The sequence below is a fragment of the Geobacter sulfurreducens PCA genome (genome assembly GCF_000007985.2).
Taxonomy (GTDB): Bacteria; Desulfobacterota; Desulfuromonadia; order Geobacterales; family Geobacteraceae; genus Geobacter; species Geobacter sulfurreducens.
Map to the genome: position 1 here is coordinate 3233017 of NC_002939.5, position 17413 is coordinate 3250429.

Here is a 17413-nt window from a genome sequence, read left to right on the forward strand (position 1 = left end):
CGGGCAAAGGTCCCTGCAAAAAAGGGCCGGCAGCGGTTCGGCTGCCGGCCATCACATGAAGGAGGTGCTGCGTGGGTGCTACTTGCCCTTGGCGCTGATGCTCACCTTCTGGGTGAACTCATGCCAGAGGAACGGATCGGAATTCATTGAACCGAAGGGGAGATACCAGAGTTTCACCTCCACTTCCAGATCGTGGGCCAGGGTCTTGCGAACCTTCTTCCCGTCCTCCACCACATCCTCGGTGGGGAAGAGGATATCGAAGCGCTCGTGGATCTTCTTGCCCGGCGGCAGACCCGTATCCTCGATCATACCGCTTTTCTCATAGGGGCCGCGCCCCATCCGGTCACCCCGGGCCAGCTGCTGGGGCACCGGCATGTAGATCTTTTCCTGATTGAACACTTCTTCGCCGTCTTTTGTCTTTGCAATGACCGACAGAACCAGTCGGTTGGGGGTCGGTCAGCCATCGGGGATCGAGTGGCCCGCGTGATTGGTCATCTCGACCTTCACCACTGCCTTGGGCGTCACCAGCGCCCCGTCCCGCCAGTGATAGCCATAGGCCTCGGCCTTGAACTCAACGGCGGCCTTGGCCATGCCCGGGTCACGGTAGCTCTGCATGTTGTGCCCGAGCTTGCTCTTCTTCATGTGGCATTCCTGGCAGTTTTCCCGCCCGCCCTCGGCCTTGTAGGCCCAGAGGTAGCTCGCATAGCTGGTGCAGCACTGGGTCGGGTTATCCAATTCCAGGTTCGGCCCCAAGCCGTGGCATTGGCCGCACTGGATGGACTCTGACATGATCGGACTGACCTTCATCGTGGGGAATGCCGCAGAGGGGTGTTCCCCTTCCTTGGAGCCGTAGACTACCCCGGCCTGGGGATAGCCGTCGGTCCACTTGTGGGTGATGGCGTTACGGTTATGGCAAACGAGGCAATTGATGTTGAGGCTCTTGAGCTTGTCGGCCTCTTCAACCGCCTTTGCCGAATCCTTTTTCCTCAGTGCATCCTGCCAGCTGCCGATGGTGGAGATGATCTCCTTGGCCACCGAGTCCTCGGCGTCGGCCAGTTGGGGGAGATGGCACTTGGCGCATCCCATCAGGTGCTCAACTTTCACGTCCGACGGGCTTTTCACCCCCGAATATTCCCATTCCATGAGGCCGTTGACCACAGCAGTCATGAAGGTGGCGGCAGTCCGGCCGGTACCGAAGATTGAGCGGGCATGGATCGACTGCTCCCATTCATCGTGGACTTCCTGGTGACACTCGATGCAGGAGCTGGAATCATACATCTTTGCCAACTCGGCCATGGTCTTTGCCTTGCCGCTCTTGGCAACGATCGTCTCCTGCCAGCCGATGCCCGCCTTTTCGGCAAAAACCGGTGCGGCGGCACAGAGCGCAAGCGCTGCGGCAGCAAGGGTCAGCCATGCGGTTTTGTGCTTCATGGTCTACTCCTTTTTTGTGCCATACATAAATAACCGTATTGCAATAAACGAATTTCAGCCCATAAAAAGAAACCTCCCCGCCCCAGGACGGGGAGGCGGTCATAACAACCGACTAGCAGCCCTGGAGAGCGTCGCCGGCGGATTCGGAGATGGTCATGGAAGAGTCCGTCTTGATCTTGGCAGCCTTGGCCTTGCCGAACTTGAGGACGACTTCGTCGCCTTTCACCTCGACAATGGTCGGCATACCGCCGCTGGCCTGAACATGGGCGCCCTTCTTGGCCCAGGCGGGTACTTTCTCGGCCTTGACGGTAACCTTCTCGCCATCAACCTTGACGACCTTCCCCGAGAAGGAGCCGGCGGCAAAGGCGAATGCCGCCATGGAAAGGGCCACGAGAGCCGCCGCGATCGACATCATGATCTTCTTCATTGTTCTTACCTCCTGCGTGTGGTTGTGCTGCGCTCAGCCCTAGAAAAGGAGCTGGAGCTGGGTGATGAACGTGGTGAAGTCCTCGCTCTTGACTCCGTTGTACGTGCCTTCCTTGTCGAAGTCGGTCTTGCTGATCTCGGCCGTCAGTTTCAGGTTCTGGCCCCAGATGTAGTAGTTGGCGCCGACGCCGTACCAGTTGATGTCCTGGTCCACCACATTGTTGAGGCTGGCGAAGCTCCACCGCTCGTAGCGGCCGAAGATCTGGAGCGGGAAGTTGGGGAGCATGTAACCGGCCTTGGCATACCAGCCGTTTTTCTCGCCGTTGAGGCCAATGGCACCGCTGTCCACATTGGTGGATACGGTATATGCGTCATCCATGCTGAAGTCGGCGTAGGCGGCAGAAGCGGTGATGGTGCCGAAGCCTTCGACCGGATACTCGAAATAACCGTCAACAGTCCAGGCGGTGTAATCCTTGGAGTCGGACTGAGTGGCGGCATTGCCATAAGCGACGTTCGGCTCGTACTGAACCCCGGCGCCCACGGTCAGGACCTGCTTCTCGCCCATGTAGGTACCCTTGTAGCCGTAATCCTTCTCGGGATCGAGCAGTGTCACGTGAGCGCGGGCCGTATAGCGGAAGTTCGAATCAGGCGAAGAATAGCCGTTGGCATCCCGGTCGCCGGCCTTGCGGCCTTCCATCGCGTCGAGGCGATACTGGAAGACGTCGTTGAACAGGTTACCCCAGACCGCCACACCCACGTCGCGGGTCGAAACATAGGGGGCGCGGATAAAGAGGGACCGGTCCAGGGTCAGAGGCATTTCGCACGCTTCGAGATTCTCACGGGTCAGGTTGTGCTTGAATTTACCCACATTGACCCGGAACCCATCGTGGAATTTGAAACGCATAACGGCGTCGAGAAGCTGGAACTCCGTGTCGGCGCTGTTGTCGCCGACTCCGAGGGTACCCACGTTGGGATCTTCGGTGAATTCGGTCTGAACATAAAGGCTCAGCATATCGCCGTACTTGCCCATAAAGGCGAGACGGTTGCGGCGGAAGTTGAAGTTGGTGGTGGTATCGTCACCGTTGGCGCCGGAGCCGTTGTCGCGGATCGACATCTGGAACTGGCCCTTGTAGTCGATCTGGAGGGCGCCCTGGTCTTCGGGGCCAAAGGTGATCCGGGGACCGGCGAACGCCGTGCCGGCCAGGAGGGCCGTACCGAGGGCGACGCCGGAGATGGTCGATATCTTGCGCATATTCATCATGCATTCGCTCCTTTTAATTGAGAAGTCCCCCGCCCCGAGGGGCGGGGATCAAGAACGTCGCTCACTGCTAGCAGCCACCGCCACCGGTCGAGCCGCCACCACCGGTCGTACCGGTAACGGTGCTGCGGTAGGCCCTGTCGGCATCTTCAATCTGGTTGCCTTGCGCGAAGCTCGGCTCAACCCCGAAGACCCGGGACGTGTAGTTGATAATAGGCCGCTGGGCAAGATTCGTGGTGCTGATGGTCCGCCCAACGTTCCAGGTCAGGTTGTCGGTCAGGAGGGTGGTGTCCCAGATAGACCCGACGGCCAGCTTGCCGCCGGCATTGACCGTAGCGCCGGTCGTATCGGTGGCGGTATGGCTCGACGAGGCCATCAGGTTCCATTGACCCAGCGAGCCGTCATACCATTTGACGTCAACGTTGGAGTTGTAGTAGGCGATGCCGTCAAGTGCGAAATAGGCCACGGATGCAGCGTTGCCGGCCCGACAGAAGACGATGAAGGTCTTTGCAGAATCGCGGTTCGCATCCCCCAGGGTGGTAACACCGTCTCCGGCCACTGCGGCACTGATGTCGGTTTGCAGGGTTGCCGCGTCTTTGAAATAGAGAGTGCTTGCAGGCGAAACCACGTTGGCGTACGGGAAGCGGTACGAGCCCTTGATGGCGCCGTCGAACGGAGTATAGAAGTTGCCGTCGAGGAGGTCCGTTGTCGAGGACACCGTGCCGGGACGAATCGTGTCAAGAATAAAGACTTTGTTTGCGTTACCGGCAACGACTCCCTGAACATAGGCGATCATCTCGGGCAGGGAGACGCGCATGTCGGTGTTTACCCGGCTCGTGCCGTTCTGGGCCACACCGTAAGTTGACTTCTGGATCGTCGGCACGGCCGTGGTCAGCGAATAACCCGCGGCAACCCAGGCGGGGTTTCCGCCTTGCAGAACCTTAAGACGGGCTTTGGGGAAGCCCCAGTAACGGAACGTCGTGTACGCCCGCGCCACGTTGATGGTGTTGTTGGCGTTATTGGTGAGCACGATGGTCGTATTTCCGTCGATGCCCGCGTTTTGAATCAGAGCGTCCATGGTTGCGCCGGTGCAGACCATGTTGCCCGTGACACTCAGGGGCCCTTCAGCACGGGTATTGTCCTGGAAAGCATTCGCTCCGGCAGAAATCAATTGTGCCCCGGGGATGTGTCCGACGGTGTTGTATTTGTTGGAACCATCGGTTTCATTGCTGGAGACGTCGAGAATCACAACGCGGTCGTAGCTTCCGCTCGCCTTGTTCACCAGTCCTGCGTCAATCCATGCCTTGAGTTGCTCTGCTGTTACCAGGGCATTGGCCGTCTGCATCGTGACGGCAGATGTGGCCGGCTGATCATAGCCCCCGCCACCGCAGCCCCACAGAGTGAGCAGCGTCAGCGCAACAACGCCGAGCATGCTCGCCAGCATGACACGTCCCTTTCTCCATGCCTGTTTCGCCATACAACCTCCTTTAACTGGTTATTGCCCCTCCCCGAAGGAAACGGCGCCTCGCACGCACGCGGTGCGAGGCAATACAACGACTATCCCGTCAGCTATTGCAACAAAAGTGCCACACAATTAGAGCCAAATAATGCCGCACAAAGCAACCGCTTATCATGACTTTCTTTTTTCATCTTGAACTATATCGTCGTTTTTGTAATAACTTGAAGTGAAACATTTTCATAACAGCCATGCGCAACACGCATAACATCCATAACTCACTATAAAACAATGGATTTGATCCTTCTTAATACTTTTATAAAGGTCGCGACCATCGGCAGCATCTCAAAGGCTGCAGGGCTGCTTTGCGTCACCCAGTCCGCGGTTTCGCGACGCATCAAGTTGCTGGAAGAACACTACGGCCGCCCCCTCCTGGAGCGTACCGGAACCACGCTGAGACCCACCCCTGCCGGAAAAATGCTGATCGAAAAGGCCAAGTCGATCCTTGACATCGAGCGCCAAATTCTCGACAGCCTTGGTGTCAAGGAAACGAGGCAGAAGATATCCTTCTGCTGCACCCCGTCCTTCGGCATCGGCAGCCTTCCGGCAATCCTCGACTCCTTTCTGGCCGACAAAGGGGAGAAAACAGATCTCAAGTTCGTTTTCGCCATGCCCGAGGAGGCTCTTGACGGGATCAGAAGCGGCAGGTTCGATCTCGCCCTCATCGAGCACTGCGACGATCTTGACCTGAACGGCTACCGGACGTATCCGCTCCCCCCCGACGAGATGATCTTCATCAGCGCCCCCGCGCGCGGCATCGACATGCCTGCACCGGACATCGACCGGTTGCTGGGGGAGCGGCTCTACCTCAAGAACGAAACCGGTTGCGCCAAACGTTTTCTCGACCGGAACATGCGCTCCATCGGGCGCGACGGCAACGAGTTCGTCAACACCGTATACTTTGACGACTGCCCGTTCATCCTCAGCCAGGTACGCGCCGGCAACGGCATCGCCTTTGTCTCGGCAACGATCGTTCAGGCCGAGCTTCGCGCCGGCACACTGCGCGCACACCGGATCGCCGGATTCGACCCGTTCCGTCCCCGCACCATTGTATTCAGCCCGCACATGGAGTGTTCTCCCGCTATTCACGCCTTCACTGAAACGCTCTTTGCAGCCCACGACATCCCCTCCTCCGCTGCCCTGTTCTCCTCCCGGCGCACCCGGTAAGGCCGCCACCTTCCAGGCGATCTCAATTTTCCTTAAAGTTATTCGGGTATGCTCCGATACGCAACAACAGATAACCACACGCGACGTGTGTTCACGATCAAGGATCCGGCCAACGCCGAGCCATCCGATTGGGCTGGACCGAAAGGAGAGGAGAACGATGCGCGTTATCAGGAACTTGCATCTGAGCACAAAACTGGTGGCGGGTTTCGTACTCGTGGCCGTTATAGCAGGATTGGTCGGCCTCATCGGCACCCTGAAGATCCGCGTCATGGAAACGGCCGGCACTGAAATGTACGATCTGGTTACCGAACCCCTCGGCACCATGGGCGGAGTGGCCATCGCCTTCCAGAAGGCACGGGTCAACATTCGCGGCATGATCCTTGACGACAATCCCGCCCGAGCCCAGGCCAACGCAAACTCCATCGCCAAGTTCTACAAGGAGATCGACGAAGGGCTGGCGGATTTCGGCAAGAGCATCCTCAGCAAAGATATCCGGCAGGAATTCGACGCCCTCAGAAACACCATCGCTGAGTATGCACCGGTGCGGGAAGAAATCGTCACCGCGACCCTTGACGGAGACCGGGAAACAGCGCTGGCTCTCATGCGGAGCCAGGGGCTGGCCTTCGAAAAGAAGATCGATGAATCGATCAAGAAGCTCTTCGACATGAAGATCGCCGGGGCGAAAAAGCGAAAAGACATGAATGCGGCAGCGGCACAAAGCGCACTGACCCAGATGATGCTTCTTGCCCTCATCGGCATGGTTGTCGCCGTGGTCCTCGGCCTCTTTGTCTCTCGCCAGATCACGGTACCGCTCAGGAAGGTCGTAGACTTTGCCCAGGCCATCGCCCAGGGCGACCTGGCTCACCGCCTGGATATGGAACAGAATGACGAGACCGGGCAACTGGCCGAGGCCGTCAACACCATGGCGGATCGGCTCAACCGGCTCATTGCCGGCGTGGCCGAAAATGCATCCCAGGTGGCGGCGGCGGCGAGCCAGCTCACCTCCAATGCAGAGCAAATGGCGACCGGCGCGGAGGAGGTGGCGGCACAAACCGGTACCGTGGCCACGGCCAGCGAGGAAATGGCGTCCACCTCGGCGGAGATCGCCCAGAACTGCACCGCCGCTGCTGAAGAGTCCCGACGGGCAAGCGATACGGCGGTCCAGGGTTCGGAGGTCATTCGCCATACGGTCGGCGAGATGGAGCGAATCGCCGAGCGGGTCCGCGAGACGGCCAGAACCGTGGAAAGTCTCGGGGCCCGGAGTGATCAGATCGGTGAAATCATCGGCACCATTGAGGATATCGCCGACCAGACGAACCTTCTGGCCCTGAACGCGGCCATCGAGGCGGCCCGGGCCGGTGAACAGGGGCGCGGCTTCGCCGTGGTCGCCGACGAGGTCCGGGCACTGGCGGAGCGGACATCCCGCGCTACCAGGGAAATCAGTACCATGATCAAGGCGATCCAGCAGGAGACCAAGGGGGCCGTCGCCTCCATGGAGCAGGGGGTGCGGGAAGTGGAACGCGGCACGGCCGAGGCATCCCAGTCGGGCAAGGCCTTGGAAGAGATCCTGGAGCAGGTGGGCTGTGTGACCATGCAGATCAACCAGATAGCAACGGCAGCCGAGCAGCAGACCTCGACCACGTCGGAGATCAGCGGCAACATCCAGCAGATTACCGATGTGGTTCAGCAGACGGCCCGGGGTGCCCAGGAAACCGCGGCGGCCGCGCGGCAACTCTCGCAGCTGTCGGCAGAGCTGCAGCACCTGATCGGCCAGTTCCATCTCGCAGCCTGACCGTCTTCATCTGTTAACGAAAAAAGGACCCTCCGATCCGGGGGGTCCTTTTTTCGTTACGTGACGCAGGCAGGGAACGCTATCGGGCGAGTACATTTTTGATGACAAACAACGGACTCAATGGTAACTATGGGCAAACGCTAATGGGAGTACACATGAAGCAACTCAGTGCGGCCGCACTTTTCATATCCGGAGCCCTGCTGCTCCTTTTGCCCCGGATTCTTGCCCCCGTCTGCATCCACGCTTCGAACATCGACCCTAAGCTCGGCGCATTCATGCCGTGCAGCGATGCGGCTGCCATGACCTACGTAATCGGGGCCATCACCATGGCATGCAGTTGCGCTGTCATGTTCGCCCCCGACACTGCGACTGCGAAAGGGGCTCTCTGGTTGTGCCTGACGCTGGCGGGGCTCCTCTTCTACGGCTACCTGCTGACTCCCGGCGTCTGCCACGCGGAGGGAATGCCGTGCCGGGCAAGCACCCTGCCAGCGGCCCTCGCCCTGGGAGCCTTTCAGGTGTTCTTCAGCCTGCTGGGCCTTTTCTCGATCGGATCACTCGACCGGTTCCGCGCCTCGCTTCGCCGCCGCACCTGAGCAGTAACCCGTCGGAGAGCCCCTTTTACCCTTACACCCAGCCCCCTCAACAAGTCGATCACAGCAACCATGCTCCGCTCACCCGCCCCCGAACGGTAACATGCACTATCCCATCGGGTTCACCTTCGTGCAATCTCTCCAACTCTATTCATAATTACAATGCCATTGTTTTAAATCATAAATATTATCAATTTGACATATGCATACAATGCAATTGAAATACGCATTATTTTACCGCTTGTTGAGGAGGGGAACGGATGACACCGGAACAGTTTGAAGTGAAGGCCAACCCGGCACTGTGGGAACGCCTGGGGATGAACGTTGAACGGTTTAGCGGCATGCCGAAAATGCTGACCGAGGCATTCCGAGGCATCTATCTGAGCCAGAAGAACAGGCCGGCGCGGATGGAGTACTTCGACGGCATGATTGCCGAGCTCCACAGCGGCCGGGTCGAGGAGCTCGTGACGGCCAAGGACGCCGGCCGCCCCGTAGTGGGAACGTTCTGCGTATATGTGCCCGAAGAGGTCATCATGGCAGTGGGCGGCATCTGCGTGGGGCTGTGCGGCGGCTCCCAGGGATCCATTCCCGATGCGGAGAAAGTCCTGCCCCGTAACATCTGCCCCATGGTGAAGTCGGCCTTCGGATTCAAGCTCGGCAAGATTTGCCCCTACTTCCAGGCCGTCGACCTGGTCTACGGCGAAACTACCTGCGATGCCAAGAAAAAGACCTGGGAGCTCCTGGACCGCGAAGTGCCGACTCACGTAATGGAGATTCCCCAGATGAAGCGGGCGCGGGACAAAGCCCTCTGGCTGGAGGAGGTAAAGGATTTTACCTCAAAGATGGAGGAGGTATCCGGCAGGAAGGCAACGGCCGAAGGGATCGGCGCCGCCATCCGGGTCATGAACGCCAAGCGCCTCGCCCTCCAGCGCCTCAACGACCTGCGCCACCACACCCCCTCGCCCATCAGCGGCAAGGATATGCTCCTCATCCAGCAGATCGCGTTCTATGATGATCCGGCCCGCTTCACCGCCAACGTGAACGAGCTCTGCGATGAACTGGATGAGCGGATCGCCGCCGGCGTGGCCGTTGCCCCCGCTGCCACCCCACGGGTTATGGTATCGGGCACTCCGATGGCCCTCCCCAACTGGAAGCTCCATCACCTGATCGAATCCGCCGGCGCCGTGGTAGTTAATGAGGAAAGCTGTATCGGTACCCGGTACTACAAGGACCTGACCGACGAGAGCACCGCCACCGTCGACGAGCAACTGAGCCTGCTGACCGACCGGTACATGAAGATCGACTGCTCCTGCTTCACCCCCAACGACGACCGGATCGAGCAGGTGCTGGTCGAATACCGGGCGTCCGGCGCCCAGGGACTCATCGACTACTGCCTCCAGTTCTGCCACACCTACAACATCGAAGCGGTCAAGCTGCGGGAGATGTGTGAGCGGGAGGGGATACCGTTCCTGGCCATCGAGACCGACTACTCCCCCGAAGATGTGGGGCAGCTCCAGACGCGGATCGAAGCGTTCATAGAGCAGATCCGGGGCTGAAACGATGCTGATCGGGATCGACCTGGGCTCGCGTTCCATCAAGCTGGCCGCGGTTAAGGATGGAATCCTGGCGGAAAGCCTGGTCGTGGAGAGCGGGTTCGCCCCCCACGACCAGGCAGCACTGCTCCTGGCCCGCTTCAACGCCCGGCGGGTGGTGTCCACCGGTTACGGCCGCCACTTGGCCCAGCGGCACTTCGCCGGGGAGATCATCACCGAGATCAAGGCCCATGCCCTGGGGGCGCGACACGCGGACCCCTCATGCGAGACGGTACTGGACGTGGGGGGACAGGATTCCAAGGTGATCAACCTGGACGGCGCGGGGCGGGTGAAAAACTTCCAGATGAACGACAAGTGCGCGGCCGGCACGGGTCGGTTTCTGGAGATCATGGCCGCCACCCTCGGCTACACCCTTGCCGAGTTCGGCGAGGCGGCCCTGGCCGCCCGGGAAGGGAACGCCATCGGAAGCATGTGCGCCGTGTTCGCCGAATCGGAAGTCATCTCCCTCAAGAACCGGGGGACACCTCCGGAGGCGATTGCGCGGTCCGTTCACCTTGCCATCGTCGACCGCCTGGCCGCCATGCTGAACAAAGCCGGCCACGGTCGCCGGCTCGTCTTCTCCGGCGGTGCCGCCCGCAATCGTGCACTGGTCGGGCTGCTGGAGGAACGGCTGGGGGTTCGGTTCACGGTGCCGGAGCGCCCGGAAATAATGGGGGCACTGGGTGCAGCCCTTCACGCCGGCACCCTTGACTGACATCACCGGCCCCCTTCCCCCTGCCAGGCCACTACCTCCCCTCTCACCGGAGCGCCCGATCGGCAGCGCATCGCCGGCCGGGCGCTCCCTCAGTTAAAATGGTTGCGACATCCCGACGCAGACGCTAAAATCACCAGAAAAATCCACCCCATCCGCCACCCCGGCGCCCCGACATCTCCATGCGCGTCCTGATCATCGAAGACGAAAAGAAGGCCGCCGCCTACCTCCAAAAGGGGTTCGCGGAGAACGGCTTCACGGCCGACACCGCCGCATCCGGCGACGACGGCCTCCACTTGGCGCGTACCGAGAACTATGACCTGATCATCCTCGACATCATGCTGCCCGGCCGGGACGGATGGGAAGTACTGGAAGAGCTGCGGAAAGAAGGGAGCGAGGTGCCGGTCATCTACCTGTCGGCCCGGGATGCGGTGCACGACCGGGTGCGAGGGCTTGAACTGGGGGCCGACGACTACCTGGTGAAGCCCTTCGCCTTCTCGGAACTCCTGGCGCGGGCACGGACCATTCTCCGGCGAGGGCCGTCCCGCCAGCCGGAACGTCTGCGGGCTGACGACCTGGAGATGGATCTCGTGGGGCACAAGGCCCGGCGGGAGGGAAGGCCCATCGACCTCACCGCCAAGGAATTCATCCTGTTATCGCTGCTTTTGCGCCGTAAAGGCGAGGTACTTTCCCGCACCCTCATCGCCGAACAGGTGTGGGGAATCAATTTCGACAGCGACACTAACATCGTCGACGTAGCGATCCGTCGGCTACGGCGCAAGGTCGACGACCCCTTCGAGAGGAAGCTCATCCACACCGTCCGCGGAGCAGGCTATGTACTTGAAGCGAAGTGACGGCCCCTCCCCGGGAACGCTCTCCCTTGCCGCGCGTCTCACCGTCCTCTCCACCCTCGCCACCACCGGCGTCCTCCTCTTTGCCATCGTGTTTCAGTTCCTTGCCCTGGTAAGCGACCTGGAGTTCGAGGACAACGACTTCATCATCGACAAGATCCGGGTTATCGAGGCGATCATCGTCCGTTACCCCGAAGACAGAGTGCACCTTGAGCAGGAAGTCCAGTGGGAAGGGAGCATGCGCGAGGATAGCCGGTACCTGGTCCGCATCGCCGACGCCCGGAAAAATATCATAATGGAGACGCGGGGAATGGACCGCATTGCCCCGCCCGCCATGTTTCCCCGGCCGGCCCGGGACACGCACGCCATCGGCCGGGGGAAGAAGCTCAAGACCCCCGAGGGCCGCGTCTACCTGGTAAACGCAGCCTGGACCGACGGGGGACGAGCGCCGGACAGCCGCCAGATCCAGGTGGCGCTGGACGTAACCGAAGAAGAGGAGATGCTTGAAGGATACAAGCAGAAGATGGCTTTTGTGTTTCTGGCCGGACTCTTTCTCTCGGCAGGTCTCAACGTGGTGGTGGTGCGACGGGGGCTGCGCCCCCTGGTCCAACTCACGGAGACGGCTGGCCGCATTGACGTGACAACCCTCCACGAACGGATCGATGCCCGGGTATGGCCTCGTGAGCTGGCCCGTTTCGCCGCCGCCTTCGACGCGATGCTCACCCGGCTCGAATCCTCCTTTGAGCGGCTTGAATCCTCCTCCGCCAACCTGGCCCACGAAATCCGCACCCCCCTCAACATCCTGCGGGGCGAAGCGGAAGTGACCCTCTCCCGGGCCCGTTCTCCGGAAGAATACCGCCGGGTCATCGAGTCGAGCCTTGAGGAGTACGAGCGGCTCTCGCGGCTCATCGACAACATTCTCTTCCTGGCCCGGGCCGAGCAGCGGATCGAACCGGTCCCCCTGGACGCGGGCCATGAACTGGAACTGCTTCAGGACTACTACGGCACCCTGGCAGAGGAAAAGGGAATCGCCATCTCGTGCACCGGCGAAGGAACGATTTCGGCCGATCCGCTCCTGTTCCAACGGGCCGTCGGGAACGTCCTCTCCAACGCCATCCGCTACACCCCAGCAGGGGGAACGATTACCGTCAGCATCGATCGGGCCGATGACGGCGCCGCACTCCTGACCGTCATCGACACGGGCATCGGTATCTCCGCGGACGACCTCCCACGGGTCTTCGACCGGTTCTACCGCAGCAGCGAGGCCCGTACCCTCAATGCCCAGGGAACCGGGCTCGGCCTCGCCATCGTTCGTTCTATCATGGAACTTCACCGGGGGAGCGTGACCATCGATAGCGCTCCGGGCAGGGGGACCGCCGTGACGCTCCGCTTCCCACTCGCCAGCCAGTAGTTTTTCTTTTCTTTCGAACTACCATTGGAGGCTCCCGAAGGGGACGGAGAGAGATCCTCAGCCACCGCCTCGCCACGCTCCAGTTACACCAGGATGACAAAATTGTCATCCTTCCGTCATGATCCGGTCAGGTTCTCACAGATATGATGGTCTGCTGAAGTATGATCCCTTCATGCGGAGCCTTCATGAACCTGCGCCGTAACCTTGGCATCATCACCCTCTTTTCGCTCATCTACCTGGCCATCGCCACCGTGACCCGAACCGTGCTCCTCACCATGGTTCCGAAGGGGTCGGGGCTCACGCTCCCCCTTGTGGCAAAGGCCTACGCGGCGGGGCTTCTGTTCGACGTTGCCGCCCTTGCCTATCTTCTCATCCCGGCAGCCCTCTACCTGATCCTCGCACCACGACGGCTCGTGGAACACAGGAAGCACGCCTGGCTGGTCCAGGCGGCGTTCCTGGTCATCATCGCCGCCCTCATCTTCGGCGCCGTGGCCGAATACTTCTTCTTCGAGGAATTCGCCACCCGCTTCAACTTCATTGCCGTGGACTATCTGATCTACACCGGCGAGGTGATCGGCAACATCCGCGAATCATACCCCCTCGTTCCGATCCTCGGCGCGATCCTGGCCGCGGCCCTGATCCTCACCCGGCTGCTGCAGGGCGCCATCGACCGTGCAGCAGCCATCACCTTTTCGGGACGCAGGCGTCGCCTCGGCGCAGCGCTCCTGGCCCTTCCCCTGGCAGCCCTTCTCTTTGTGAACATCTCCACGACTGCAATCTCCGCCAACAGCTATGCCAACGAACTGGCAGGCAACGGTCTCTACGGCCTGTTCGCCGCCTTCCGCAACAACGAGCTGGACTTCACGCGCTTCTACGCAACCCGTGACAACCAGCAGGTCATGGCCCGCCTCCGGGACATGGTAGAAGAACGGAACAACCACTTCGTTGCGCCCCCACCCCGCATGACCCGCCAGATAACCGGCGAAGGGAGGGAGAAACGGCTCAACGTCATCGTGGTGGTGGAAGAGAGCCTGAGCGCCGAATTCCTGGGAGCCTGGGGCGACACGCGGGGGCTGTCGCCGAACATCGACCGCCTGGCCCGGGAATCCCTCGTCTTCTCTCATCTCTACGCCAGCGGCACGAGGACCATCCGGGGGCTCGAAGCCCTCAGCCTCTCCATTCCGCCGCTCCCCGGGACCTCCATCGTCAAGCGCCCCGACAACGGCGGATTCCGCTCCTGGGGCGAGGTCATGAAGGAAAAGGGGTACGATACCCGCTACATCTATGCCGGTTACGGCTACTTCGACAACATGAACGCCTTCTTTTCCGCCAACGGCTTCGATATCGTGGACCGGAACAGCTTTGCCCAGGACGAAATCACCTTCGCCAACATCTGGGGAGTCTGCGACGAAGACCTCTTCCGCAAAACCATCCGGGAGTCGCGCGCATCCTTTGCCGCGGGCAGGCCGTTCTTCAGCATGGTGATGACCACCTCCAACCACCGCCCCTTCACCTACCCGGCGGGAAAGATCGACATCCCTTCAAAAACCGGCCGCGACGGGGGGGTAAAGTACGCCGACTATGCTATCGGCAGGTTCCTCGCAGAGGCGCGCAAAGAACCCTGGTTCAAGGATACGGTGTTCGTCTTCGTGGCCGACCACTGTGCCAGCAGCGCCGGCAAAACAGATCTGCCGGTGAAAAAGTACGAGATCCCGCTCCTGGTCTACGCACCCCATCACGTCAAGCCGGGACGGGTCGATCGGATGATGGCCCAGATCGACGTGGCCCCCACCGTGCTCGGGCTCCTGAACATGAGCTACACCACCGATTTCCTGGGTCACGACATACTCAAGGCTGCCAACCGTCCGGAGCGGGCCTTCATCTCCACCTACCAGAAACTGGGTTACATCGAGGGTGACCGGCTCCTTATCCTGAGCCCCCAGAAGGGGGTGGGCGTCGTCCGCTTCGACCGCCGGAGCGGTGCCACCGAGCCGCTCCCCATGGATGAACGGCTCCTCCAGGAAGCCCTCGCCTGGTACCAGGGGGCCAACTACATCTATAAAAACCGGCTCAACAGGATACCCTAGCCATGGAGACGCGATCCTCAGCCCCCCTGGATGCAGGGTTCTGGCTCCGGCACTTTGCCGTACCGCTCCTTTTGTTCGGCTTCGCCGTCGCGGCCTGCGAAATAACCCACGTGGACCTGGCCCTGGCCGACCGATTTTACGATTTCGCTTCAGGCACCTGGCCCGCCCGGGAGTCATGGTGGGCCCAGTGGCTCATCCACAAGCGGGGCAGAGACCTGGTGGTGGTCGTGGCGAGTTTCTCACTGATCGCATGGGTCCTCTCGTTCCAGATCGCACGCCTCAAGCGCTGGCGGTGGCAGGCGCTCTACCTGTTGCTGGTCATCTGTCTCGGCACCGGCCTGGTCGCCGTCGGCAAAAACCTGACCGGCCGCCACTGCCCCTGGGATATGGAGCGTTACGGCGGAACCGTTCCCTACACCAGGCTCTTTGAAGGTCCTACTCCCGGACCCGACAAAGGGCGCTGCTTCCCCGCGGGGCACGCGGCAGGCGGCTATGCCCTCATGGGAATCTACTTCGCCCTGCGGGACCGTCGGGTGGCGACCGCCCGGGCAGGGCTCACGGCAGGCATTGCCCTCGGGACCATCTACGGCTACGGCCAGATGGCCCGCGGCGCCCATTTCCTCTCCCACACCATCTGGTCCGCTGCGGTCTGCTGGTTCGCGGCACTGGTGCTCTACGCTGCATTCAGGCCGCTCTTGGCCCCATCGGTGCGCAACAGCACCATCATGGATCGATCAGGAAACAATGGACCGGACGACGGTTGGAACGAGCGGAGGCCGCATCAGACCGTTCCCGACATGCCGGGCATGACGCAGTCGGCGCACGACGCAGGAGAAACCCTTGTCGTCCCGCGCCGGCCATAGCTTTCGTGAAACGCTCTCACTGCCGAATCTCTGGGACGTGGCGGCATTCCTGCTCGTCCTGGGAGTCGTGGCACTCCTGGCATGGGGGAGCCGGGAAATGGCCGCAACCTTTGTTCCGGGGAAAATCGTGCCCTCGCTCTCCCTGGACCCCCGGCATCTCCCCTATTATGCCCTGCGCACCGTAATCCGCATGGGAGCGGCACTCTGCCTGTCCCTCGCCTTCACCCTCACCTACGGCACTTTGGCGGCCAAGAGCCGGCGGCTCAGCCCGATCCTCGTCCCGACCCTCGACATACTCCAGTCGGTGCCGATCCTCGGCTTCCTCTCGGTGACCGTTACCGGCTTTATCGCCCTGTTCCCCGGCAGCCTCATGGGGGTGGAGGCTGCCTCCATCTTCGCCATCTTCACATCCCAGGCGTGGAACATGGCTTTCAGCTTCTACCAGTCCCTGAAGACCATTCCCCGGGATCTGGGCGAAGCGGCCACCCTCTTCGGCCTCTCCGGCTGGCAGCGGTTCTGGCGGGTGGAGGCCCCATTCGCGGTACCGCCGCTGGTCTGGAATATCATGATGTCCGTTTCGGGGGGATGGTTCTTCGTGGTGGCCTCCGAGGCGATCACCGTGGGCAAGACCGCCGTCACCCTCCCCGGAATCGGCTCCTACGTGGCCCTTGCCATTCACCGGCAGGACATGGGGGCCATCGCCTGGGCACTGGCAACCATGCTTGCGGTAATCCTCCTGTATGATCAGCTCTTTTTCCGTCCCCTCGTGGCATGGGCCGAAAAATTCCGGGTGGAACTCTCCCAGGCGCGCATCGCGCCGGAGTCGTGGTGCCTCACCCTCTTTGCCCGGACACGGTTTCTGGCCCGGGCACTGAGCCTGGCCGGCGCCCTCCCTGAGCTGCTCACCGAACGCCTTCCCCGGAGACGGAGACCTCGCACCGGCGAACATCGGCATCGCGGGCGACCTGCGGCGCGCATCATGGATCGGATCTGGAACGCGGCGTTCGCAGTTGCGGCACTCTGGGCACTCTGGAAGCTGGCGCGCTTCGTGAGCGTGATCCCCTTCGGCGAGATCCTCTCCGTCTTCGGCCTCGGCCTGGCAACCATGGCGCGGGTTGCTGTCCTTCTGATCATGGCCTCGCTGTTTTGGGTCCCCATCGGGGTAACAATCGGCCTCAATCCCCGGTGGACAACGCGCGTCCAGCCGGTGGCCCAGTTTCTGGCCGCCTTCCCCGCGAACCTCCTCTTTCCCGCGGCAGTGGTCCTGATCGTGCGCTTCCGCCTCAACCCGGAGATATGGACCGCTCCCCTCATGATCCTCGGCACCCAGTGGTACATCCTCTTCAACGTCATCGCGGGAGCTTCGGCCATCCCCAACGATCTGCGGGAGGCAGCCGCCAACCTGGGGTTGTCGGGGTGGGAGCTGTGGCGGCGACTCCTCCTTCCCGGCATCTTCCCCTCCCTGATCACGGGGCTCGTCACTGCGTCGGGGGGAACCTGGAACGCAAGCATCGTCGCCGAGGTGGTGAGCTGGGGGCCAACCACCCTTACCGCCACCGGCCTCGGCTCGGCCATCGCCCGTTGGACGGAGCAGGGCGACTACCCCCACATCGTCCTGGGTATCGCCGTCATGAGCATGTATGTCGTCTGCCTGAACCGCTTCTTCTGGCGCAGGCTCTACCTCCTGGCCCAGACCAGGTACCGCCTCGACTAGGAG

Annotated in this window: 14 protein-coding genes; 10 read left to right on the top strand and 4 right to left on the bottom strand. The window is 61.4% G+C overall.

Annotated elements, in window-relative coordinates; all coding sequences use genetic code 11:
* Positions 1 to 78 precede the first annotated feature (78 nt).
* The 4 genes from extKL to extH all read right to left on the bottom strand — a co-directional run bounded on the left by extKL (position 79) and on the right by extH (position 4592).
* Positions 79 to 1431: a multiheme c-type cytochrome (seleno)protein ExtKL gene (gene extKL, locus GS_RS14775; RefSeq protein ID WP_262421250.1), complete on the bottom strand. Its 1353-nt coding sequence runs from the start codon at positions 1429 to 1431 to the stop codon at positions 79 to 81.
* Between the two features lie 112 nt (positions 1432 to 1543).
* Complete coding sequence (gene extJ, locus GS_RS14780; protein WP_010943569.1) at positions 1544 to 1858, bottom strand: selenite/tellurite reduction operon protein ExtJ; 315 nt, start codon at positions 1856 to 1858, stop codon at positions 1544 to 1546.
* A gap of 39 nt (positions 1859 to 1897) precedes the next feature.
* On the bottom strand, positions 1898 to 3118 hold the full coding sequence (gene extI / locus GS_RS14785) for a selenite/tellurite reduction operon porin ExtI (RefSeq protein ID WP_010943570.1): 1221 nt from the start codon (positions 3116 to 3118) through the stop codon (positions 1898 to 1900).
* Positions 3119 to 3185: 67 nt separating this feature from the next.
* Positions 3186 to 4592 (bottom strand): selenite/tellurite reduction operon rhodanese-like protein ExtH, encoded by a 1407-nt coding sequence (extH, locus tag GS_RS14790; protein WP_010943571.1) that lies wholly within the window; start codon positions 4590 to 4592, stop codon positions 3186 to 3188.
* Between the two features lie 270 nt (positions 4593 to 4862).
* Between extH and GS_RS14795 the strand changes: the two genes are divergently transcribed.
* The 10 genes from GS_RS14795 to GS_RS14840 all read left to right on the top strand — a co-directional run bounded on the left by GS_RS14795 (position 4863) and on the right by GS_RS14840 (position 17410).
* Positions 4863 to 5798 carry a LysR family transcriptional regulator gene (locus GS_RS14795; protein WP_010943572.1) on the top strand — a complete coding sequence of 312 codons (936 nt, stop codon included), beginning with the start codon at positions 4863 to 4865 and terminating at the stop codon, positions 5796 to 5798.
* Between the two features lie 157 nt (positions 5799 to 5955).
* On the top strand, positions 5956 to 7590 hold the full coding sequence (locus GS_RS14800; protein WP_010943573.1) for a methyl-accepting chemotaxis protein: 1635 nt from the start codon (positions 5956 to 5958) through the stop codon (positions 7588 to 7590).
* A gap of 155 nt (positions 7591 to 7745) precedes the next feature.
* Complete coding sequence (locus GS_RS14805; RefSeq protein ID WP_010943574.1) at positions 7746 to 8183, top strand: DUF4418 family protein; 438 nt, start codon at positions 7746 to 7748, stop codon at positions 8181 to 8183.
* A 257-nt stretch (positions 8184 to 8440) separates the two neighbouring features.
* Positions 8441 to 9736, top strand: a complete 1296-nt coding sequence (locus tag GS_RS14810; protein ID WP_010943575.1) for a double-cubane-cluster-containing anaerobic reductase — start codon at positions 8441 to 8443, stop codon at positions 9734 to 9736.
* Positions 9737 to 9740: 4 nt separating this feature from the next.
* Positions 9741 to 10487 carry an acyl-CoA dehydratase activase gene (locus GS_RS14815; protein ID WP_010943576.1) on the top strand — a complete coding sequence of 249 codons (747 nt, stop codon included), beginning with the start codon at positions 9741 to 9743 and terminating at the stop codon, positions 10485 to 10487.
* A gap of 179 nt (positions 10488 to 10666) precedes the next feature.
* Entirely contained in the window at positions 10667 to 11338 is a 672-nt protein-coding gene (locus tag GS_RS14820; protein WP_010943577.1) for a heavy metal response regulator transcription factor, read from the top strand.
* Positions 11319 to 12746, top strand: coding sequence for a heavy metal sensor histidine kinase (locus tag GS_RS14825; protein ID WP_010943578.1), 1428 nt, complete (start codon positions 11319 to 11321; stop codon positions 12744 to 12746). The genes GS_RS14820 and GS_RS14825 overlap by 20 nt, the downstream gene beginning before the upstream one ends.
* Positions 12747 to 12931: 185 nt before the next feature.
* Entirely contained in the window at positions 12932 to 14833 is a 1902-nt protein-coding gene (locus GS_RS14830) for an LTA synthase family protein (protein WP_010943579.1), read from the top strand.
* 2 nt (positions 14834 to 14835) lie between these two features.
* Positions 14836 to 15696, top strand: coding sequence for a phosphatase PAP2 family protein (locus GS_RS14835; RefSeq protein ID WP_010943580.1), 861 nt, complete (start codon positions 14836 to 14838; stop codon positions 15694 to 15696).
* A complete protein-coding gene (locus GS_RS14840; RefSeq protein ID WP_010943581.1) occupies positions 15674 to 17410 on the top strand; it encodes an ABC transporter permease in 1737 nt (578 codons plus the stop codon). Before GS_RS14835 ends, GS_RS14840 begins: the two co-directional genes overlap by 23 nt.
* Positions 17411 to 17413 lie beyond the last annotated feature (3 nt).